20 protein-coding genes are annotated in these 19,687 nt (G+C 52.4%); 15 read left to right on the plus strand and 5 right to left on the minus strand.

The features are described 5' to 3' along the window. Positions 1-5 precede the first annotated feature (5 nt). Both JYB63_RS11990 and JYB63_RS11995 read left to right on the plus strand, forming a co-directional pair. Positions 6-677 (plus strand): transglycosylase SLT domain-containing protein, encoded by a 672-nt coding sequence (locus JYB63_RS11990; RefSeq protein ID WP_243431951.1) that lies wholly within the window; start codon positions 6-8, stop codon positions 675-677. A 105-nt stretch (positions 678-782) separates the two neighbouring features. Further along, complete coding sequence (locus JYB63_RS11995) at positions 783-977, plus strand: putative motility protein (protein WP_205658085.1); 195 nt, start codon at positions 783-785, stop codon at positions 975-977. Between the two features lie 105 nt (positions 978-1,082). Here the strand turns inward: JYB63_RS11995 and JYB63_RS12000 are convergent, their stop codons facing one another. Beyond that, positions 1,083-1,961, minus strand: coding sequence for a LysR substrate-binding domain-containing protein (locus JYB63_RS12000; protein WP_205658086.1), 879 nt, complete (start codon positions 1,959-1,961; stop codon positions 1,083-1,085). A 231-nt stretch (positions 1,962-2,192) separates the two neighbouring features. Between JYB63_RS12000 and JYB63_RS12005 the strand changes: the two genes are divergently transcribed. After that, complete coding sequence (locus JYB63_RS12005; protein ID WP_205658087.1) at positions 2,193-3,746, plus strand: trimethylamine methyltransferase family protein; 1,554 nt, start codon at positions 2,193-2,195, stop codon at positions 3,744-3,746. Positions 3,747-3,817: 71 nt separating this feature from the next. Beyond that, the gene (locus JYB63_RS12010; protein WP_205658088.1) at positions 3,818-4,927 is read left to right on the plus strand and encodes an aminomethyl transferase family protein; all 1,110 of its coding nucleotides are present in this window, start codon (positions 3,818-3,820) and stop codon (positions 4,925-4,927) included. 129 nt (positions 4,928-5,056) lie between these two features. Here the strand turns inward: JYB63_RS12010 and JYB63_RS12015 are convergent, their stop codons facing one another. Next, positions 5,057-5,389 (minus strand): winged helix-turn-helix transcriptional regulator, encoded by a 333-nt coding sequence (locus tag JYB63_RS12015; RefSeq protein ID WP_205658089.1) that lies wholly within the window; start codon positions 5,387-5,389, stop codon positions 5,057-5,059. 230 nt (positions 5,390-5,619) lie between these two features. Between JYB63_RS12015 and JYB63_RS12020 the strand changes: the two genes are divergently transcribed. The 11 genes from JYB63_RS12020 (at position 5,620) to JYB63_RS23645 (ending at position 16,457) form a co-directional block, all read left to right on the plus strand. Then, positions 5,620-6,015, plus strand: coding sequence for an ester cyclase (locus tag JYB63_RS12020; protein WP_205658090.1), 396 nt, complete (start codon positions 5,620-5,622; stop codon positions 6,013-6,015). Positions 6,016-6,281: 266 nt separating this feature from the next. Then, a complete protein-coding gene (rsgA, locus tag JYB63_RS12025; protein WP_205658091.1) occupies positions 6,282-7,337 on the plus strand; it encodes a ribosome small subunit-dependent GTPase A in 1,056 nt (351 codons plus the stop codon). A gap of 81 nt (positions 7,338-7,418) precedes the next feature. After that, positions 7,419-7,925, plus strand: a complete 507-nt coding sequence (locus JYB63_RS12030; RefSeq protein WP_205658092.1) for a GNAT family N-acetyltransferase — start codon at positions 7,419-7,421, stop codon at positions 7,923-7,925. A gap of 190 nt (positions 7,926-8,115) precedes the next feature. Beyond that, positions 8,116-8,379, plus strand: coding sequence for a type II toxin-antitoxin system Phd/YefM family antitoxin (locus JYB63_RS12035; RefSeq protein ID WP_205658093.1), 264 nt, complete (start codon positions 8,116-8,118; stop codon positions 8,377-8,379). Next, positions 8,366-8,641 carry a Txe/YoeB family addiction module toxin gene (locus JYB63_RS12040; RefSeq protein WP_272873571.1) on the plus strand — a complete coding sequence of 92 codons (276 nt, stop codon included), beginning with the start codon at positions 8,366-8,368 and terminating at the stop codon, positions 8,639-8,641. Before JYB63_RS12035 ends, JYB63_RS12040 begins: the two co-directional genes overlap by 14 nt. A gap of 167 nt (positions 8,642-8,808) precedes the next feature. Beyond that, positions 8,809-9,066, plus strand: a complete 258-nt coding sequence (locus JYB63_RS12045) for a hypothetical protein (protein WP_205658094.1) — start codon at positions 8,809-8,811, stop codon at positions 9,064-9,066. Positions 9,067-9,416: 350 nt separating this feature from the next. Beyond that, positions 9,417-11,567: an adenosylcobalamin-dependent ribonucleoside-diphosphate reductase gene (locus JYB63_RS12050; protein ID WP_205658095.1), complete on the plus strand. Its 2,151-nt coding sequence runs from the start codon at positions 9,417-9,419 to the stop codon at positions 11,565-11,567. A 28-nt stretch (positions 11,568-11,595) separates the two neighbouring features. Then, positions 11,596-12,330, plus strand: coding sequence for a TSCPD domain-containing protein (locus JYB63_RS12055; RefSeq protein ID WP_243431952.1), 735 nt, complete (start codon positions 11,596-11,598; stop codon positions 12,328-12,330). A 156-nt stretch (positions 12,331-12,486) separates the two neighbouring features. Continuing rightward, positions 12,487-14,634 carry an adenosylcobalamin-dependent ribonucleoside-diphosphate reductase gene (locus JYB63_RS12060; RefSeq protein WP_205658096.1) on the plus strand — a complete coding sequence of 716 codons (2,148 nt, stop codon included), beginning with the start codon at positions 12,487-12,489 and terminating at the stop codon, positions 14,632-14,634. A 57-nt stretch (positions 14,635-14,691) separates the two neighbouring features. After that, entirely contained in the window at positions 14,692-15,333 is a 642-nt protein-coding gene (locus JYB63_RS12065; protein WP_205658097.1) for a hypothetical protein, read from the plus strand. Between the two features lie 251 nt (positions 15,334-15,584). Continuing rightward, the gene (locus tag JYB63_RS23645; protein WP_205658098.1) at positions 15,585-16,457 is read left to right on the plus strand and encodes a c-type cytochrome; all 873 of its coding nucleotides are present in this window, start codon (positions 15,585-15,587) and stop codon (positions 16,455-16,457) included. Positions 16,458-16,620: 163 nt separating this feature from the next. Here the strand turns inward: JYB63_RS23645 and JYB63_RS12075 are convergent, their stop codons facing one another. The 3 genes from JYB63_RS12075 to JYB63_RS12085 are packed head-to-tail and all read right to left on the minus strand — an operon-like array spanning position 16,621 to position 19,663. Then, positions 16,621-17,298, minus strand: a complete 678-nt coding sequence (locus tag JYB63_RS12075) for a LutC/YkgG family protein (protein WP_205658099.1) — start codon at positions 17,296-17,298, stop codon at positions 16,621-16,623. Next, positions 17,295-18,740, minus strand: coding sequence for a LutB/LldF family L-lactate oxidation iron-sulfur protein (locus JYB63_RS12080; RefSeq protein ID WP_205658100.1), 1,446 nt, complete (start codon positions 18,738-18,740; stop codon positions 17,295-17,297). Before JYB63_RS12080 ends, JYB63_RS12075 begins: the two co-directional genes overlap by 4 nt. Before the next feature lie 23 nt (positions 18,741-18,763). Beyond that, on the minus strand, positions 18,764-19,663 hold the full coding sequence (locus JYB63_RS12085) for a (Fe-S)-binding protein (RefSeq protein WP_205658101.1): 900 nt from the start codon (positions 19,661-19,663) through the stop codon (positions 18,764-18,766). Positions 19,664-19,687: the final 24 nt, after the last annotated feature.

Below are 19,687 nucleotides of genomic sequence, written 5' to 3' on the forward strand. Positions count from 1 at the left end.
AAACGATGTTTTTCAGACTGCCTGGCAGGCTAAATTTTAAGCTGCACTCCCCGCGCTGGTCTCGCTGGCAGCGTGGCCTGGGGGAGGTGTCTCTGCTGGGCTGGATGAGCGCCGTCTGTTTACTGACTGTGTTGGTGGTCTATGCCGGGTTTGCGTTTTTACGGCCCATGAATCTGGATGATATCTGTTCGGTTCTGGATGCCCGCGAAGGCTGGTATGAAGCGGTGCAGAAAAGTCACAGCCGCTGGGGAACCCCCATCCCGGTCATGATGGCAATCATGCATCAGGAATCTAAGTTTGTGGCTGATGCGCGGCCCGGTTACAAATGGTTTCTGGGAGTGATTCCGTATGCCCGTCAGTCCACCGCTTTTGGCTATGCCCAGGCCTTGGATGGTGTTTGGGGGGATTACCGCAGCCGGACCGGTAACGAGCAGGCCCGGCGGGATAATTTTGCCGATGCGGTGGATTTTGTGGGCTGGTATACCCGGGACACCGAGCGCCTGACGGGGGTTTCCCGCAGCGATGCCTACGGTCAGTATCTGGCGTATCACGAAGGGCGCAGTGGCTACCGGCGGGGCAGTTATAACCAGAAGCTCTGGTTGCTGGGGGTCGCCGCTAAGGTCGAGCGCCGTATGGTGATGTACAGTGAGCAATATAAGCGCTGTTCAGCAATCTGACCGTCAGATGAATTCTTTTCATCCAGTTTGTTGCGATCTTCGGTAAAGTCTCTGCAGCTATGGCCGTTAACCTTCCTGTGCCTGTTTTCACCAGAGGATAAAATCATGGAACTCTCTGCCGCGTCAGTATCCGCCTATCAGCAACAGAATATTCAGGCTGAGGTGGGTGTTGAGATGACAGCGAAAGCGATAAAGCAGATCGAAGATGAAGGCCAGATGGCTCTGCAACTGATCAACAGCACGGTTGTGCCTGCTGATCCGACCTCATCGCTGGGGCAAAATATCAATGTGTATGCCTGAGGGCATCGTTTAGAAAGATCCCTGCCAGTGCAGGGATTTTTTATGCCCGGAATTTGAGCGCATCGTAGTTTGAACAGGTTTAGCCGGGCATTTTAGTAGGGCATTTCAGTAGGGCATTTCAGCCGCTTCGATAATCCAGTCCCGGAAGGTCCGTAAGGCCGGGTTATTCAGGGCATTGGCCGGATACACCAGAAAGTATCCGTACTCCGGCATGCTGATGTCCGACAGCCATTTCAGCTGGCCACTGTTCAGCTCGGCGGATATCAGGTCGTCATATAATCCCACACCCTGGCCGTCAATCATCGCCTGCACCCGGACGTTCGGGTCCTGAATTACCAGTCCACCCTGTTTAGCATGGTAGGTTTCGCCGGCCCGCTGATGCCATTCCTGCCAGGCGGGGCTGTTCTCCCGGTCGTGCAGCAATGTCAGAGTATTTACCCATTCATGGGAGGAAAGCCCGGCCAGTGCTGCGGCGGTTTTTTTACCGGTTGCCGGCCGCACCGGCGCCTGTCGCAGCAGTTCCACATGCATGCCGGGCCAGTGGCCTTTACCCCAGCGGATCGCCATATCAATGTTCTCGGTATGGAAGTCCGTGAGGTCAATCATCGGCTGTAACCGCAAGCTGATGTTGGGATGTTCAGCCATAAAATTCATCAGCCGTGGTGACAACCAGCGGGAGGCAAAGTAGGTCGACATGCCCACGGTGATCCGGCTGGTATCGTCCTCTCTCAGTTGAGTGATTAAATTCTCCAGATCATGAAAGGCCGCCTGTGATGTATGCCAGAGCTGCTTCCCTTTGGGGGTGAGCAGAATCCCCCTGTGCTGGCGGATGAACAGGCTGAATCCCAGTGCTTCTTCCAGCCGGGTAATCTGGTAGCTCACTGCACCCTTGGTCAGGTGCAGTTCCTCGGCAGCCTGAGTGAAGCTCAGGTGGCGGGCGACCACGTCAAACAGGCGCAGGCTGTCGTAGTGTCTGAAGCGCATAATATTAACTCATAACAGGTGGTTTTTAGTTCAAATTATTTGAACGGATTGAGCAAATCTTTTGCATTGTGCCGGTTAAATTACCGGTGATACCTTAATTTATATCAAAGATAACAGAGAGTCGGCGCATTTTTCATGTGTATGGCTGATCATGGATCAATAATTTTGATTCTGTATTTAGCCTGTGGGGCTTTCATTGTTTTCACTGCTTTCATTTAAGAGGGTATGCGGATGTTGCATTCAGAGAACGGCAAGCAGACTGGCCGGCCATCCCGGCGTAACCGTCGTCCGGGCAGGATCACTCAGCGGGGAAATCCGCAGCCGAAGGTGCACCTGATCGAACGCAAAACGCCGCTGTACAATTTGCTGGATGACGCCGCACTGGATGCGCTGGAAGACCAGGCAGACTGGATCCTGGAAGATATCGGCATTGTCTTTAAAAACGATGAAGAAGCGCTGGCGCTGTTTGCCGCCGCCGGAGCGATGGTTGACGGGGACCGGGTACGTTTTCCCCGGGGCCTGGCCCGGGCACTGTGTCAGACGGCACCTCATACGTTTAATCTTTACGGACGTAAGCCGGATTATGTGGTCCCGGTGGGGGGCGATTCTGTCGTGCTGACCCCAGCTTATGGCTCGCCTTTTGTGACCGATCTGGATAACGGCCGGCGTTATGCCACCCTCAGTGATTTTGAAAACTTCGTCAAACTGGCACAGCTGACTCTCTGGCTACAGCATTCCGGCGGCACCGTTTGTGAACCGGTGAACATACCGGTGAATAAACGCCATCTGGATATGACCTACGCCCATCTGCGGTATTCCGAAAAGCCTTTCATGGGGGCGGTAACCAGTGCGGAACGGGCAGAGGACTCTATTGCCATGGCCCGGCTGGTATACGGTCAGGATTATATGGATAAACACTGTGTGATTCAGGGCAATATCAATGTGAACTCTCCGCTGGTATTCGATGATGTAATGACCGGTTCGCTGAAGGCCTATGCCCGGGCGAATCAGGGCATTGTGTTATCGCCCTTTATTCTCGGCGGTGCGATGGGGCCGGTGACCCAGCCGGCCCTGATTGCCCAAGCCCATGCTGAAGCTATGGTGGGCATTGCACTGGGGCAACTGATCCGTCCCGGTTCCCCGGTGGTCTACGGCAACTTTCTTACCACCATGAACCTTAAAAGCGGTGCACCCACATTCGGCACGCCGGAGGCCAATCTTTCTGCATTGGCAATTGGCCAGCTGTGCCGCCGGCTGGGTCTGCCGTTGCGTTGTGGCGGACACTTAACGGCCTCTAAAGTGGCAGACGGGCAGGCCATGCAGGAATCCTCCGACAGCATGAATGCCGGGTTGCTGGCCGGGGGGAATTATATTCTCCATGCGGCCGGCTGGCTCGAAGGCGGGCTGACCATGGGCTACGAAAAGTTCGTCATGGATCTGGACCGCTGCGGCATGATCCATACCCAGTTGGCCGGGCTGACCATTGATGCTAACAGCCTGGGGACTCAGGCCTATCTGCAGGCTGGCCCCGGGGAAAATTTCCTGGCCACAGAGCACACCATGGCGAACTTCCGCGACGCCAATTACCTCTCCGACCTGGCGGATACCAATTCATTCGAGCAATGGCAGGAAGGTGGCTGCCTGACACTTGAGCAGCGTGCCAATGCACGCTGGAAAACCATGCTGGCGGATTACCGGCCACCGGAGTTTGATGCCGTTAAAGACCGCGAACTGCAGGCCTTTATTGAAGACCGCAAAGCTTCCATGCCGGACCAGTGGTACTGAGCTGCTTACTGCAACCGGTTAACTTCTCCCACAGAGCAATCTGACTTTCTGAAACAATAAGGAAAACAGTTATGAGCGAATCTACACGACATTCCGTTCTGGCCAGCCGTCACCGTGCGTTAGGGTCTGAGCTGGAAGACTGGAACGGTATGGGGACTGCCTGGACATATGCCAGTGACCCCTGTGCGGAACATGATGCGGTCCGTGAAGCGGCAGGGCTGTTTGACATGTCGCCGTTGAAAAAAGTGTATCTGCGCGGCCCGGATGCCCTAAAAGTGGCTGATCATGTTATCACCCGTGATATGACCGGTATTTATCCCGGAAAGTCTGCTTACGGTGCCATTCTGACCCCGCAGGGGACGGTCTGTGATGATGCCATCATTGCCAATAACGGCGATGATGAGTGGCTGTTCTGCCATGGTTCCGGTGACAGTATGGCTTACTTACAGGAGTCCGCCGAAGGCCTGAACGTCAGTATTGAACTGGATGATGCTCTGCATAATCTGTCGTTGCAGGGGCCTAAGGCGCTGGCACTGTTAAATCGTTTCTGTTCGGTGGATCTCAGCAGCATGGCGTATTTTCATCATCAGGCTGCAGAGCTGTTTGGCCATCCCTGCCGGATTTCCCGTACCGGTTATTCCGGTGAAAGAGGCTACGAGATTCTGGTAGATCAGGCCTGGGCGGGAGATATCTGGGACAACCTGCTCAGTGAAGGCGCCGGAGAAGGGGTCATGCCCTGTTCGTTTACTGCGCTGGATAAAGTCCGTATTGAAGCCGGGTTACTGTTCTATGGCTATGATATGACCACTGAGCATACCCCCTGGGAAGTGGGGCTTGGCTTTACAGTCAGCCGCAACAAAGGGGCGTTCCGGGGAAAGGATGCAGTGTTTGTAGCAGAGCACTCGCCGCGGATTTTACCGGCAGGGTTAGTCATTAATCACAGTGACAGCCTGGCAGGTGGAGAAATTCTGAAACTGAACGGTGAAGAGGTTGGGGTGGTGAACAGCCCCTGCTGGTCTCACCGGATGAATCAGTCACTGGCACTGGGGCATGTGTCTCCGGTGGCGGCATCACCGGGGACGGCGTTGGTTGCGGTTGCTGAAGACGGGACTGAATATCCGGCTAAGGTAAATGCCATGCCGTTTTATGACCCGCAAAAGCTACGTACCCATGCGGGCTGATATCGACTTTGCCTCTCAGGTCTGTGTCTTCGGACCTGAGCGGCTATGTATCTGAACAGGGGAAGTGAGGCAGGTAAATGGTCTGGCAATACCTCTTGCCGGCAGTACTGGGGTAACAGCGTGCCGGTATCAGGACGGCGGTTTATCCGGATAATTTGCTTCTGCCCAGTCGGCAATTGAATCCAGAACCGGATACAGTGACTTGCCCAGATCGGTCAGGCTGTATTCCACCCGGGGTGGCACTTCCGGGTAGGCTGTGCGCAGTACAAAACCATCTGCTTCCAGCTCTTTAAGTTGTGCTGCTAATACTTTCTGTGAAATGCCTGTTACCAGATGGTTCAGCACACTGAACCGCACCACTTCTTCGCTTTTAATGCTGGCGATGATCAGCAGTTTCCATTTGCCGCCAACGGCCTCCAGCGTTCGCTGAACCGGGCATTTTTTGTAACTGTCTGATTCCATTTAAAACTTACCTGAAAGTAACCAATTAACCTGAATGTATCTGCTTACAAAAGCAGTGATCAGCGAATATAGTCTGCATCACTCGAGTCGTGAATGCCATGGTAAGTCTTTTAATTTAAACCATTAATTTTAAGGATACGGCTATGTCGCCAGTTAAAAAAATAGTGATTTCAGCGCTGCTGCTTTTTGCGTCGGTTCAACCCCTTTATGCGCAGACGCCGGCAGAAATAATGCAGACGTTTTATCAGGTGGCCGACAGCCGGCCACTGGATCAGAATAAACTGGCGGGCTTCTTTGCCGACAATTTCACTGATCACGATCCGCAGCCCGGACATGCAGCCAGCAGTGGCGAGAAGATGGCGATGTTCTATGGTCTGCTGTTGGCCGCTTCAGAAGATGCTGTGCATGAGATCACCTTTATTGAACCGGTAGGGCCTAACAAAGCGCTGGTACGCTGGAAATGGAAGGGGACACATACCGGTGATTTATTCGGTGTGCCTGCCTCCGGAAACCGTTTTGATATTGCCGGTATGGAACTGTGGGAATTTGATGATGCCGGAAAAATTACCGGCCTCTGGCATGTGGAAGATTTGTCTAAGCTGTTTGCTCAGGTTGCACAAAAATAGTTGGCGCAGGTCAGGCAGCGCTAACCGGTAGCGCTGCCTCATCTGTATGGGACCCGGCTTGACAGAACCCCACCGTCTGATACATTGCCCCTCCTGAATAACTTATCTCACGCCGGAGGGTACTCATGATTGTAGTCAACACCTTCCGGGCAGTAAGCTGAAATCCGCTTAACCTGATTTCGCTGCCCGGTTTTTAAACCGGGGCGTCTTTGCCCCCGATGAATCATTTATCGGACGCTGCATATTGCATGCGTCAGGGTTTTTCTATGACTACAGTTTTTACCCTGTCCCAACTGGGATGGAGCGCGTTTTTTCAACAACAACTTTCCCTAGAAGAATGTACCGTACAGGTGCCCGCCAGAATCGTTGCGCAGCACCGATCCTGTATTGACGTTTTATCCGAACAGGGCCCGAAAAGGCTGATGTACGGGTTGGATATACCGGCATCGGCATGTGCTCTGACAATCGGTGACTGGTTGTTGCTGAACCCGGACGGGAGTTTTTGCCGGATGCTGGAGCGCCGTTCCTGTTTTTCCCGCAAGGCTGCCGGCACTAAGGTTGCTGAACAGCTGATCGCCGCGAATGTTGATACGGTTTTCGTTGTTACGGCACTGAATCATGATTTCTCGCTGAACCGGATTGAGCGGTATCTGGCATTAATCCGTGAAGCGGGAGCAGATGCTGTCGCGGTGCTTACCAAAGCCGATCTTTGTGATGATCCTGCCGCGTATCAATGTCAGGTTCAGGCACTGGACCCGCTGCTGGTGGTCGAAACGGTTAATGGCCTGGATACAGCCAGTGTGTCAGCGTTACAGCCATGGTGCCGTGCCGGCAGTACCGTCGCCCTGCTAGGCTCATCCGGGGTGGGGAAATCAACCCTGATTAATACCCTGACCGGACAGACTGCCCAGTTAACCGCTGAAGCCAGGGTTGCTGACGATAAAGGCAGACACACCACTACGTCCCGCACGTTGCACCTTATGGATGGCGGAGGAATCTTGCTGGATACCCCCGGCATGCGAGAGTTGCAGTTGGCGGACTGTGAAACCGGTGTACAGGAAACCTTTGCAGATATTACTGAACTGGTAAAACGGTGCAGGTACAGTGATTGTCAGCATCAGTCAGAACCGGGCTGTGCGGTTATTGAAGCGTTACAGGCTGAACAGATTGATGGTCGCCGGTTGGCAAACTATCTCAGTCTTATGCGTGAGCAGACGCATAACACAGCCAGTCTGGCGGAAAAAAGGGCCAGAGACCGCTCCAAAAGCCGTTATTACCGTTCCGTGCAAACGGCAGCGCGGCTGCGTAAAAAAGGGCGTTAGTCGTCAGGCTGACAGGTTAAACGGCAGGCGCTGAATACCGGTTTAGCGGTAGTCAGCGCCTTTCTGAGAAAGATAAATACGATGAATATACACATACGAAATGAACAGGCTGCTGATGCGATAGTTATTGAATCTGTTACCCGGCAGGCGTTTGAAAATGCAGCGTACAGCAGCCATACCGAACAATTTATTATCCGTGACTTGAGAAACGCCGGTCAGTTGACCGTTTCGCTGGTAGCTGAATGGCAGGGGGCTGTGATTGGCCATGCGGCGGTTTCGCCGGTCACCATCAGTGATGGTACATCTGGCTGGTATGGTCTGGGGCCGTTGTCCGTTTTACCTGAGTATCAGGGGAAAGGCATTGGCTCTTCATTGATGCGTGAAGCAGTGGCGGCACTGAAAGCAATGAATGCAAGTGGATGTGTGCTGCTGGGTGAACCTGAATATTACGGCCGCTTTGGTTTTGTTGCAGATTCTCAACTGGTTCTCGAAGGTGTACCGCCGGAATATTTTCTGGCGCTGCAATTCAGTGATGACAGTCTGCAGGGGAAGGTTACTTATCACAGTGCGTTTTCAGCACAGGCGTAATCTTTAAGCTGGCCGGTGCTTCGCTTGTTGATAAAGCGAAGTACCGGTTTCAGTTATTACCTTGTAGCTGCGTACTCAGAACTCGTGTGATGGATACTGGGATGCGGTAAATTTGATTGTACAGATTTTTGTACATATTATGAGCTGAAGTGATGTCAGCCAAAAAGTTAGCAACAGTAAGTGAATGCATATGAACGTGATCTCATACAGTGACGCCCGGGCCAGCTTAAAAACGGTTATGGATACCGTATGTGATTCCCATGAAGCTACCGTTGTTACCCGGCAAAAAGGTGATGATGTTGTTATTCTGTCCAAGAGCGATTATGACAGTGTCATGGAAACACTTTACCTGCTGAGCAGCCCGGCTAATGCCAGCCGTCTGATGGATGCAATTGCTGAAGTAAAAGCGGGTAAGACTCAGGAAAGAGAGCTTATTCAGGATGAAGAAGACTAGCAAACTGGCTGTAAAGTTTGCGGGGAATGCCTGGGAAGATTATGTGTATTGGCAGACTCACGATAAAAAGCAGCTTAAACGGATTAATCAGCTGATCAGTGATATACGCCGAAATCCTTTTACCGGATTAGGAAAACCTGAAGCATTAAAAGGTGATTTATCCGGATTCTGGTCCCGTCGGATCGACCGGGAGCACCGTTTGGTATATACCGTGCTTAATGGTGATCTGGTGGTCGTTCAGTGCCGATATCATTATGGATAGTCTCCATTTCCGGAATCTGAAGTTGCAGGTTTTTTTCTGATCATTAGCGTAGCCCCTCATTTTGCTGCCCCATTATCCGACCCAGATCAACGAACCGTCCGGTTTAGCGAAAAGCTTTTTTCTCAGGTGCTAGTATCAGGGCTCATACTTATCAGTGAGCAGCAGTCATGACAGAAACACCCAAAAAGAAAAAAGGTATTTTTCAGAAAACCTCCATGGTGATGGGCGTGCTCAGTGAACTGATTGCGCTGGGGTGTCTGGTCATGACCTATTTAAAATCCGAGACCCTGGGCATGGAAGATGTGATTACCGCCAGCTTTATGGCATCGACATTCTTCTTCTTTATGTGCGGGATTGTGATGATCATCGTCGGCAGAGCAGATCTGCCTGATCTCAGCATGGCCAGCCTGAGAGACGAAAAATAATCTGCCACGTTTACATCTCATAACTGCAGCTGCCAGGGCGGCTGCAGTGCCTCTTCTCTGTGACTTCCTCTACCTTTTTTAACCCCGGCATCTCTGTTGTTACGGGATTCGTGCGCGTATTTCTCTGTTATTTCTGACCGGCTTTTCGGGCGGTTAACGCATAAATAGCTTGTATTGCGAATACGTTCGCCGGCGTCTTTCCTATGACATTTTACTCGTCTCATTCTTCGGGCTTGATATATATCAAGTAACTATATCTGGTGTGAGGTTTAGTATCGCTGCACTAGATATGCTGTTTTTTTTGTATGTCGGATATTACTGTTAATTACTGTCCTATGGAGTAGCTGTGCATGAAAACCCTGCAACCTGAATGTGAAACGGATTTAACCCAACTGGCCCTGCAAGCGGCCTCAAAGGATATCTGGGACAGTAAGTACAGGTTGCGATCGAAAAAAGGGGATCTTATAGACCATACCCCGGATGACACCCTGAAAAGGGTAGCCCGGGCGTTGGCCGCCGTTGAAGAAGGCGATGAGTTACAACAGCACTGGTATGAAAAATTTCTCGAAGCCTTACGCAATGGTGCGGTGCCTGCCGGGCGGGTAATTGCCAACGCCGGTGCTCAGCAGCACAAGCCTGCAACCTCCACCATTAACTGTACGGTGTCCGGCAGTATCGGCGACTCAATGGACGATATTCTGGGCCGTAACCATGAAGCGGGACTGACCCTTAAAGCCGGTTGCGGTATCGGTTATGAGTTTTCCACATTACGTCCCGCCGGGGCTTATGTGTCCGGCGCCGGGGCATATACCTCCGGCCCGTTGTCGTTCATGGATGTGTTCGACAAGATGTGTTTTACAGTGTCTTCTGCCGGTGGTCGCCGTGGTGCTCAAATGGCAACCTTTGATATTGGCCATCCGGATGTGCTGTCGTTCATTAAGGCCAAGCGGGAAGATGGCCGCCTGCGGCAGTTTAACCTTTCCCTGCTGATTACCGATGACTTTATGCAGGCAGTGGATGCTGATACTGAATGGCCGCTGGCGTTTCCAATCAGTCTGAAAAATCAGCAGCGTGAGCCACTGGATCTGAATGACAGCCGTAAGGTGATCTGGCGTGAATGGCCGCTTCATGAAGGCTATGTCGTGAATGAAACCGGTTTGGTGGCCTGTGAAGTCAGTAAGTGGGTGAAGGCAAAAGGGCTGTGGAATTCAATTATGAATGCCACATACGATTTTGCCGAGCCGGGCTTTATTCTTATCGATAAGGTCAATGAGCAGAATAATAATTGGTTCTGCGAAACCATCCGTTCAACCAACCCCTGCGGCGAGCAACCCTTACCGCCCTATGGCAGTTGCCTGCTGGGGTCTGTGAACCTCACCCGTTTTATTCGCAACCCGTTTACGGATGACGCTCAGTTCGACTGGCAAAGCTTTAAAGAAACCGTCGCCGTATTCACCCGAATGCTGGATAACGTGGTGGAGATCAATGGCCTGCCACTGGAACAGCAGCGCCGGGAAATCACCCAGAAGCGCCGTCATGGTATGGGCTATCTGGGGCTGGGGTCGGCGATCACCATGCTGGGTTATAAGTATGGTGATCCGGCATCACTGGTATTTACCGAAGAGGTCAGCAAGGTGATGGCCATTACCGGTTGGCAGACCGGCCTGGGGCTGGCCCGGGAAAAAGGAGCAGCACCGGTACTGGATGAGATTTTCACGGTAACCGCAGAAATGCTGCGCAAGCGTCCGGAAATGGCGGATGACGGTTATAAGGTTGGGGACGAGCTGCCAGGGCGAGTATTGCATGCCCGTTACAGCCATTACATGCAAAAGATTGCCAGCGAAGAGCCGGAGCTGGTAGAGCAGCTTGCCCGTTACGGTTGCCGGTTTACCCATCACAGCTCGATTGCTCCCACCGGCACCATTGCACTGTCGCTGGGTAACAATGTGAGCAACGGCATTGAGCCAAGTTTTGCCCACCATTACAGCCGCAACATTATCCGTGAAGGCCGCAAAACCAAGGAAAAAGTCGATGTGTTTTCCTATGAGCTGCTGGCATACCGCAAATTAGTCAATCCGCAGGCGATGCCGTTCAGTGAGGATGCGGAGCAGAAACTGCCGGATTACTTTATCTGTGCGGACGACATTCATCCGCAACAGCATGTGGATGTGCAGGCAGCGGCCCAGAAATGGATTGATTCGTCGATCTCGAAGACGGCCAATGTACCGACCGATTACCCCTATGAAAAGTTCAAGCACATCTACCATTACGCCTGGCAGCAGGGGCTGAAGGGCTGCACTACGTTCCGTTTTAACCCGGAAGCGTTTCAGGGGGTGCTGGTAAAAGAACAGGATCTGGCGAATACCCGTTACCGCTTTACCCTGGAGGATGGCAGTACCGTTGAACTGGCGGGGAACGAAACCGTGGAGTATGACGGCGAAACTCATACCGCAGCCAACCTGTTTGATGCACTGAAAGAAGGCTATTACGGCCGTTTGTAATTACTGATCAGAATATTGGAGTCACAGAATGTCACAGAATATGTCGTCCGGTCAGGCGTCTGCAAACGCCGCCATCCGCCAGAAAATCATTGCCTGCGAAGTAGTAAAGGAAGAAAAAACGGAAGGAACAGCCGTTGAGCCGGTAGCAGAAAAACCTGCTGAACTGACCATGGAAAGGGTTCATGAGAATCTGGACCGCCCGGAACGGTTGCTGGGTTCAACCTATAAAATCAAAACCCCGGTATCGCCCCATGCGCTCTACATCACCATTAATGATGTACTGCTCAATCAGGGCACTGAGTTTGAACAGCGTCACCCGTATGAGATCTTTATTAACTCCAAGAATATGGATCATTTTATGTGGGTGGTTGCCCTTACCCGGGTTATTTCCGCGGTATTCCGTAAGGGGGGAGATGTGGTCTTCATGGTGGAAGAGCTTAAAGCCGTGTTCGACCCCAAAGGAGGCTATTTCAAAAAGGGCGGCCGTTATATGCCGTCGCTGGTGGCGGAAATCGGCTACGCCATTGAGGATCACCTGCAAACTATCGGTTTGCTGGAAGGGGATGAGCTGGATGAAGGGCAGCGTCAGTTACTGGCGGCTAAACGGGCAGAATATGAACAGCGTACGTCTGCTTCCCCGACAGATAATGCAGGTGATTTCCCTGCCGGTGCACAGTTGTGCACCAAGTGTAATGTAAAGGCCGCGATCCTGATGGATGGCTGTTATACCTGCCTGAACTGTGCAGAAAGTAAGTGCGGTTAAACAGGTAAAAACTGCCCGGATAAAACCTTCCGGGCAGCCTGTATTTCGCTGCGTTATACATTTCTGAAGCACGGATTTGAGTTGCTGCACTGCTAGTATTTAAGCGTTACGACAGCTGTTGTAGCGCTTTTTCATACTGATATGGAGTGTTAGCACATGAATACATTTTCTAAGCCCGTTGACGGGCTATCTTCTGCTTTTTCTACCGCTTTAATTCAATTTCAGCCAGCATCTGTTGATATCTGGGACAGTAAATACCGGTTACGTGATGTTGACGGTATTCCTCTGGATCAGAGTATGGATGACACATTCATCCGGGTAGCGAAAGCGCTGGCCGATGTGGAGGCTGACAGTGATACCCGGGCTTTCTGGTACGGGCGGTTTCTCTGGGCGCTTCGTAACGGCGCAGTGCCGGCGGGGCGAATCATGGCCAATGCCGGTGCCCAGCAGACCAAGAAAGCCACCTCAACGGTTAACTGCACGGTGTCCGGCCCGATCAGTGACTGCATGACAGATATTCTGGGGCGTAACCAGCAGGCGGGGCTGACCCTGAAAGCAGGCTGCGGTATCGGATACGAGTTTTCTACCCTCAGACCCAGTGGCAGTTTTGTAGCTGGTGCCGGCGCACTCACCGGCGGTCCGCTGTCGTTTATGGACGTGTTTGATAAAACCTGTTTTGCGGTTTCTTCTGCCGGTGGGCAGCGGGGGGCGCAAATGGCGACGTTCGATGTGGGCCACCCGGATGTGCTGGCGTTTATCAAAGCCAAGCGGGAAGACGGGCGCTTACGGCAGTTTAATTTGTCACTGCTGATTACCGATGAATTTATGGATGCGGTGCAGCGGGGCAGTGAATGGCCACTGGCATTCCCCATTACCCGCCAGCAGCAGACCCAGCAGCCGCTTGATCTGAATGATGCTGAACGGGTGATCTGGCGGGATTGGCCATTACAGCAGGACTACGTCACCAATGATGCCGGGCTGGTGGCCTGCAAAATCACTGAGCGGTTGCCGGCCCGGGAGTTGTGGGATGTGATTATGCAGTCCACCTACGATTTTGCTGAACCGGGATTCATTCTGATCGATCAGGTGAATGAGCAGAACAACAACTGGTTCTGTGAAAATATCCGCTCCACCAATTCCTGTGGCGAGCAGCCGTTGCCACCGTTTGGCAGCAGCCTGTTAGGCTCAGTTAACCTTACCCACTTTGTCCGAAATCCCTTTACTGCCCGGGCCAGTTTTGACTGGCAGAGCTTTACCGATGTGGTGGCGGTATTCACCCGGATGCTGGATAACGTGGTGGAATTGCACGGCTTACCGCTGGAAGAGCAGCGTCATGAAATCGAGCATAAACGCCGCCATGGAATGGGCTATATGGGGCTGGGGTCAGCCGTCACCATGCTGCGGATGAGTTATGGTGATGAGCAGTCGGTCGCCTTTACCGAAGCGGTCACCAAGCGTCTGGCACTGACCGGTTGGGAAGTGGGGCTGGAGTTGGCCCGGGAGAAGGGGCCGGCACCGGTGATGGAGCAGATGTTCACCGTGACCGAAGCCATGCTGTGTAAACGTCCGGAGATGCGCCGTGACGGCCACCGGCCCGGTGACCGTTTGCCCGGGCGGGTTTTACATGCCCGTTACAGCCGCTATATGCAGAAAATTGCTGCCGAGAAGCCGGAGCTGGTCAGCCAGCTTGAAGATATTGGCTGCCGCTTCACTCATCACAGTTCTGTCGCCCCGACGGGCACCATTGCACTGTCGTTCGGCAACAATGTCAGCAATGGTATTGAGCCGAGCTTTGCCCACCAGTACAGCCGTAATGTGCAGCGAGAAGGCAAGAAGAGTAAAGAAAAAGTCGAGGTGCTCTCCTATGAGTTACTGGCGTACCGGGAACTCATCAGCCCGGATGTAGCGGAAGGTGAGCTGCCTGATTACTTCATCAGTGCAGATGATATTCATCCCAAACAGCATGTGGATATTCAGGCGGCAGCGCAGAAATGGCTGGATGCGGCCATATCCAAAACCGCCAATGTGCCAACCGATTATCCCTATGCCAAATTCAAGGACATTTATCTCTACGCGTATCGCCGTGGCCTGAAAGGCTGCACCACGTTCCGGTTTAATCCGGAAGCGTTTCAGGGGGTGCTGGTCAAGGAGGACGATCTGAAAAATACCCGCTATCAGTTCACCCTGTCCGATGGCCGGGAAGTAGAGCTGGCGGGAGATGCTCAGGTGGAATACGACGGTGAGCTGCATACCGCCGCCAATTTGTTTGATGCGCTTAAGGAAGGTTACTACGGCCGTTTATAGGTAACGCTTTCGACACAGAGCACATTTATTCATATCAGGAACAAAGGAAACATGGATATGTCAGTTAAAACTACTCAGCCTGTTCAGGCACAAACCCTTACGGCTAACAGCCAGACTACCACTGTTATCGATGCGCCAATTGTGGCGTTTAAGGTGCTTAAACATGTGGCGGAAATCCCCGATATCCTCGCGCTGGATACTGCCGGTTTAAGCCGTCCGCAAAGTCTGGCGGGGACCACCTATGAGGTCATTACACCCCGTTCAGAACACCCGCTATACGTCACCATTAATGACCTGATTCTGAACCCGGGCACTGATGCTCAGGTGAATTATCCCTGGGAGATCTTTGTAAATACCCGCACCATGGATCATTTTATGTGGGTGACCTCACTGAATCAGATTATCTCCGGCGTGTTTGATCAGCCTGCGCCGTTAGGGGAACGTTTACGGGAACTGTACGGGCTGTTTGATCAGCACGGCCAGCACCTGAAGCAGGGCGGGCGCTTTACGCCGGCGCTGGCCTCTGAATTAGGTGAGGCCATTTTTGGTCACTTTAAAGCAGTAGGGCTACCGGAAATTGACTGCGGACAGCCAGTTCAGGAGGAGAAAGTCAGGGAACTGCCGAGCCGCAAACGCAGGGAGGATGAGGCTCAGCATATGTCAGGGCAAACATCTGCTGATGATAAGCAGGCGGTTTAGGAGGGAATATTCTGCGTAATTGGCATCAGATCAAACAGGTAAAGGATGTATCCAAAGTACTCAGGGACGAGTAGGTTTGATGCTTATTTATTAAGGTAGGTTGTAGTTTCAGCGTCCACGAATATGACGGGGTTTTGGCACATTAAAAGCTGTCATTTGAATAGGTAGGTGTGTTTAATACGGATGTATTAAAAACGGGTTGTGTGTGGCAATCCAATAATAAGATGGAAAGATTTACTAAGGAGTTACTTGTGTTAAAAGCCGTATGTGTTTTGTTATTACAACTGTTGATTATATTGCCGGCAAAGGCCGCCGGTGATGAAGGTAATCTTGAAACTAGCCTTGAAACTAGTCTTGAAAACAGAGCCCTGGAAGTTGTGCTGAATAACGGTACCGAAGAGGTGTTTAAAAAGACGGTCCCCTTATCTGAAATGAAGGCCGGTTTTGAGGTTGAGGAAGTCAGTCATCAGTCCCCCGTTTATGCTCGTGAAATGAGTTATCAGGGTTTTGTGTTACAGGATGTACTGGAAAAAAACGGGATTGATTATAGCCAGGTGAAAGAGATCAGCTTTTATTGCCGCGATGGCTATATTGCTAAATGGAATCCGACGGTGACTCAAAGTGAATTATTTATAGCCGTGAACGAAACAGCAAACCCTGACGGGTTTACGGATATTGCCGAAGGTAAAGAGGTTGTGAATCCACAGCCATTTTTTGTCATGACCCGTGAAGCCAAAGGGTTCGAAGAGTGGCCGTGGCCGCATCAGGTTTATAAATTAGAAGTGAATTATCAGGCTGAAAAAGCGGACCATTATCCGGAAGGTGCTTTGGAAGATAGCCAGGTCATGTTGGGGTACAACAAGTTTAAGAATCTGTGTGTAGCATGCCATACGGTCAATCTGGAAGGTGGCGAGATCGGGCCTGAGCTTAACATCCCTCAAAACATAACCGAGTATCGTGAAATACCGTATCTGAAACAGTTTATTAAAAACCCCAGCAGTTTCCGGGCGAGATCAAGAATGATGACCTTTGATTTTCTGGCCGACGAAGACCTGGACTCAATTCTCGCTTACTTAAGCTATATGGCTGATCATAAAAAGCTGGATAAAATTAATGCCCATTAATTATGAGAGCGATGATGACTCAGAGAGGGCAGCAGAATAACGGCTGTTAAATGACTGATCGTCTGGGTGAACAACCCGCCGGGGGACTGTGGCGGGTGTTCGTTGCTTTCAGCAAGGATCATCAAACCAGCTGAAAAAAAGAGGCTGACTCAGATTGTCTGAATCAGTTTTTAACCAGAAAAATCACCAGTCGTTTCGGGCCATGGGCACCCATTAACAGGGTTTGTTCAATATCAGCGCTGCGTGACGGGCCGGTGATCATATTTACGGTGCGCGGCATTTTCAGCAGGCCGTCGTCGGTCTGGCAATGGTCGCGCAGCTTTTTCCATGCTTCCTCGTAGACACCCAGAATATCTTTTTCGTGCAGTACCACCAGGTGGTTGTCCGGCAGGAAATTCAGGGTGGTCGGGCTTTCTGCCCGGGAATAGAGCATCAGGGTGCCGGTTTCTGCAATGCCGGCAAAGCTGGTGGTCAGGGCGGCCATATCACCCACTTGTGCAACCCGTTCTTCTTTAGCCGCTTTAACGGCAGACCAGTCCAGACCGGCAAGTTGCGGATCGCTGGCGCAGATGAACTCATTCAGGTTTTGGGTTGCCAGCCAGTTGTCACAGGCGGCGGGCAGCTGCTCAATACTGTCCAGCTCAATCAGTTCGGCGGCCGCTTCGGTCGTCATGGATTTGAACAGTTCAATCTGCTGCGGCTGGGGCAGCTGTGCCCGGGCCGGAATGATGTTGTCGGCTTTGGCACGCAGGCGGTTCTGTACCGTCTGACGCTGCTCATCCGTTGGGATTTCACGGCCCAGACCCCGGCGGATATTGGCAAAAATTTCAGCGCGGCTCATGAGCTTTCTCCGTCTTTCTGTTCAGCGTTCTGGCGTTGTTTCCATTGCTGCATAAAGGTTTCACCCTGTGGGGCGGGCATGTCGCGGAAGTCTGTCCAGCCACCGGCCAGCGGAATGCTTTCCAGTGTGCCTTTTTTGCCACCGAAGGGGCTGTTGGCCAGCAGTTTCAGACCCCAGCTGGAAAGCTTGGTGAACTGCCGGTACAGTGCCGGACGCTTGGCCAGGAATGCCCAGCTGCCAAGGCCATAGCGGGCTGCTTTGGGGGTGAGGTGTTTGCTGAACTCATCTTCCCGCCAGTGACGCATCAGTTTCGGCAGGGGAATCCGTACCGGGCAGACGGACTCGCATTTGCCACAGAAAGTGGATGCATTTGGCAGGGCTGCACCTTTCTCGATACCGATCATTTTCGGCGTCAGTACGGAGCCCATCGGGCCGGGGTAGACCCAGCCGTAACTGTGACCGCCCACCGCACCGTATACCGGGCAATGGTTCATGCAGGCAGAACAGCGAATACAGCGCAGCATTTCCTGGAACTGGCTGCCTACCATTTCACTGCGGCCGTTATCCACCAGAACCACGTGGAAGTTTTCCGGGCCGTCCTGATCCCCTTCGCGGCGTGGGCCGGAAGAGAGGGTGTTGTACACGGTGAATTCCTGACCGGTGGCCGAGCGGGCCAGCAAGCGCAGGAACAGGGTCATGTCTTCCAGTGTCGGTACAACCTTTTCAATGGATGTAATGACAATGTGGGTCTTGGGCAATGTCTGGGTCAGGTCGCCATTACCTTCGTTCGTCACGATGATGGTGGAGCCGGTTTCGGCGACGCAGAAGTTGGCGCCGGTGATGCCCACATCTGCGACGACAAATTTTTCCCGCAGGGCTTCACGGGCTTCCTGCATCAGGGTAACCGGATCATCAGACTTCGGCTTGTGGTGATGTTCATGGAAGGCTTCGGAAACATCTTCCAGATTCAGGTGAATGGCCGGCGCGATGATGTGGCTGGGGTGATCGCCACGCAGCTGCAGAATGTATTCGCCAAGATCGGTTTCCACCGGCTGAACGCCGTTCTTTTCCAGAAAGTCGTTGAGTCCGGTTTCTTCGGACACCATCGACTTACCTTTAGTGACCGTTTTTGCGTTCACCTGCTTACAGATGTCGAGAATGATCTGATTGGCATCTTCACCGGTACGGGCCCAGTGAACATGGCCGCCGTTTTCGGTGACCTTGCTTTCAAACTGTTCCAGATACAGATCCAGATGTTCAAGAATGTGGTTCTTCAGATCCCGGCCCTGATCCCGCAACGCTTCAAATTCTGGCATGCGTTCCACAGCGATGGCGCGTTTATGGGGGAAACCCTGTTTCAGGTTGCCCAGCGCCTGTTGCAGGTTGGTATCCTGAAGCGCTTCGCTGGCACGGGCTTTAAAGAATGGGGTATTAATATCCATGATGCTGTTTACCTCATTTCACTTCAGCGCGTGGTTTCAGGCTGAGCTGCAGAGCTTTTAAGCTCCGTGCCCAGGGTAAAATCTGCAGAAGGCGTAGCCGCTTTCAGCCGGCGTACATCCTGCTCGCCAATGCCCGGTGTATCCAGCATATCGGCGAGGAGTTCCACTACGTGGCGGGCTTCAACCAGTGTCTCCGGGTTGTCTTTTCCAAGGCGCTGCAGTTTGCCGACCATGTTCAGCAGGCAGCCCAGATCACCGCCCACCAGGGTGTCGGCACCACTGTTGTTAATGAATTCTGATTTGTTGCTGACCATCCGGTTGGAAATTTCCGGATACTTCACGCAGAAGGTACCGCCAAAGCCGCAGCAGGTTTCAGCTTCAGTCATTTCTTCAATCTGCAAACCGTTAATCTGTTTCAGCAATTCACGGGGCTGTTGTTTGATGCCCAACTGACGCAGGCCGGAACAAGAATCGTGATAGGTTATTGTGCGGGGAATGGTCAGCTGTTGCAGTTGTTGCTGCAGGGCTTCAATGCCGATGACATCGAACAGGAAACTGGTGATTTCATAACTGCGGTCTGCCAGTTCCTGTGCCAGTTTCTGGTACGGGTCTTCGGCGTCGAACAGTTCCGGGTAGTACTTAATCATGCCAACACAGGAGCCGGACGGTGCCACCAGATACTCATACCCGGCAAAGGCGTCGATGGTCATCCGGGCAATTTCTGCACTGGTACGGCGGTCACCGGTGTTATAAGCCGGCTGGCCACAACAGGTTTGCTGGTCCGGTACGCTGACCCGGCAGCCGGTCTGTTCCAGCAGTTTTACAGTGGCAAAACCGATGCTGGGGCGAAACATATCCGCCAGGCAGGTGATGAACAGACCCACATTTGGCGATGCGGTCTGCGGGGTGTGTTGCTGAGACATATGGCACTTCCCCGATAATGACGG

The organism is Aliamphritea spongicola, from assembly GCF_017051665.1.
Classification (GTDB): Bacteria; Pseudomonadota; Gammaproteobacteria; order Pseudomonadales; family Balneatricaceae; genus Amphritea; species Amphritea spongicola.

Coding starts and splice junctions, on each gene's coding strand:
- JYB63_RS11990 (WP_243431951.1), top strand. CDS start 6: ATGTTTTTCAGACTGCCTGGCAGGCTAAATTTTAAGCTGCACTCCCCG.
- JYB63_RS11995 (WP_205658085.1), top strand. CDS start 783: ATGGAACTCTCTGCCGCGTCAGTATCCGCCTATCAGCAACAGAATATT.
- JYB63_RS12000 (WP_205658086.1), bottom strand. CDS start 1,961: ATGCGCTTCAGACACTACGACAGCCTGCGCCTGTTTGACGTGGTCGCC.
- JYB63_RS12005 (WP_205658087.1), top strand. CDS start 2,193: ATGTTGCATTCAGAGAACGGCAAGCAGACTGGCCGGCCATCCCGGCGT.
- JYB63_RS12010 (WP_205658088.1), top strand. CDS start 3,818: ATGAGCGAATCTACACGACATTCCGTTCTGGCCAGCCGTCACCGTGCG.
- JYB63_RS12015 (WP_205658089.1), bottom strand. CDS start 5,389: ATGGAATCAGACAGTTACAAAAAATGCCCGGTTCAGCGAACGCTGGAG.
- JYB63_RS12020 (WP_205658090.1), top strand. CDS start 5,620: ATGCAGACGTTTTATCAGGTGGCCGACAGCCGGCCACTGGATCAGAAT.
- rsgA (WP_205658091.1), top strand. CDS start 6,282: ATGACTACAGTTTTTACCCTGTCCCAACTGGGATGGAGCGCGTTTTTT.
- JYB63_RS12030 (WP_205658092.1), top strand. CDS start 7,419: ATGAATATACACATACGAAATGAACAGGCTGCTGATGCGATAGTTATT.
- JYB63_RS12035 (WP_205658093.1), top strand. CDS start 8,116: ATGAACGTGATCTCATACAGTGACGCCCGGGCCAGCTTAAAAACGGTT.
- JYB63_RS12040 (WP_272873571.1), top strand. CDS start 8,366: ATGAAGAAGACTAGCAAACTGGCTGTAAAGTTTGCGGGGAATGCCTGG.
- JYB63_RS12045 (WP_205658094.1), top strand. CDS start 8,809: ATGACAGAAACACCCAAAAAGAAAAAAGGTATTTTTCAGAAAACCTCC.
- JYB63_RS12050 (WP_205658095.1), top strand. CDS start 9,417: ATGAAAACCCTGCAACCTGAATGTGAAACGGATTTAACCCAACTGGCC.
- JYB63_RS12055 (WP_243431952.1), top strand. CDS start 11,596: ATGTCACAGAATATGTCGTCCGGTCAGGCGTCTGCAAACGCCGCCATC.
- JYB63_RS12060 (WP_205658096.1), top strand. CDS start 12,487: ATGAATACATTTTCTAAGCCCGTTGACGGGCTATCTTCTGCTTTTTCT.
- JYB63_RS12065 (WP_205658097.1), top strand. CDS start 14,692: ATGTCAGTTAAAACTACTCAGCCTGTTCAGGCACAAACCCTTACGGCT.
- JYB63_RS12075 (WP_205658099.1), bottom strand. CDS start 17,298: ATGAGCCGCGCTGAAATTTTTGCCAATATCCGCCGGGGTCTGGGCCGT.
- JYB63_RS12080 (WP_205658100.1), bottom strand. CDS start 18,740: ATGGATATTAATACCCCATTCTTTAAAGCCCGTGCCAGCGAAGCGCTT.
- JYB63_RS12085 (WP_205658101.1), bottom strand. CDS start 19,663: ATGTCTCAGCAACACACCCCGCAGACCGCATCGCCAAATGTGGGTCTG.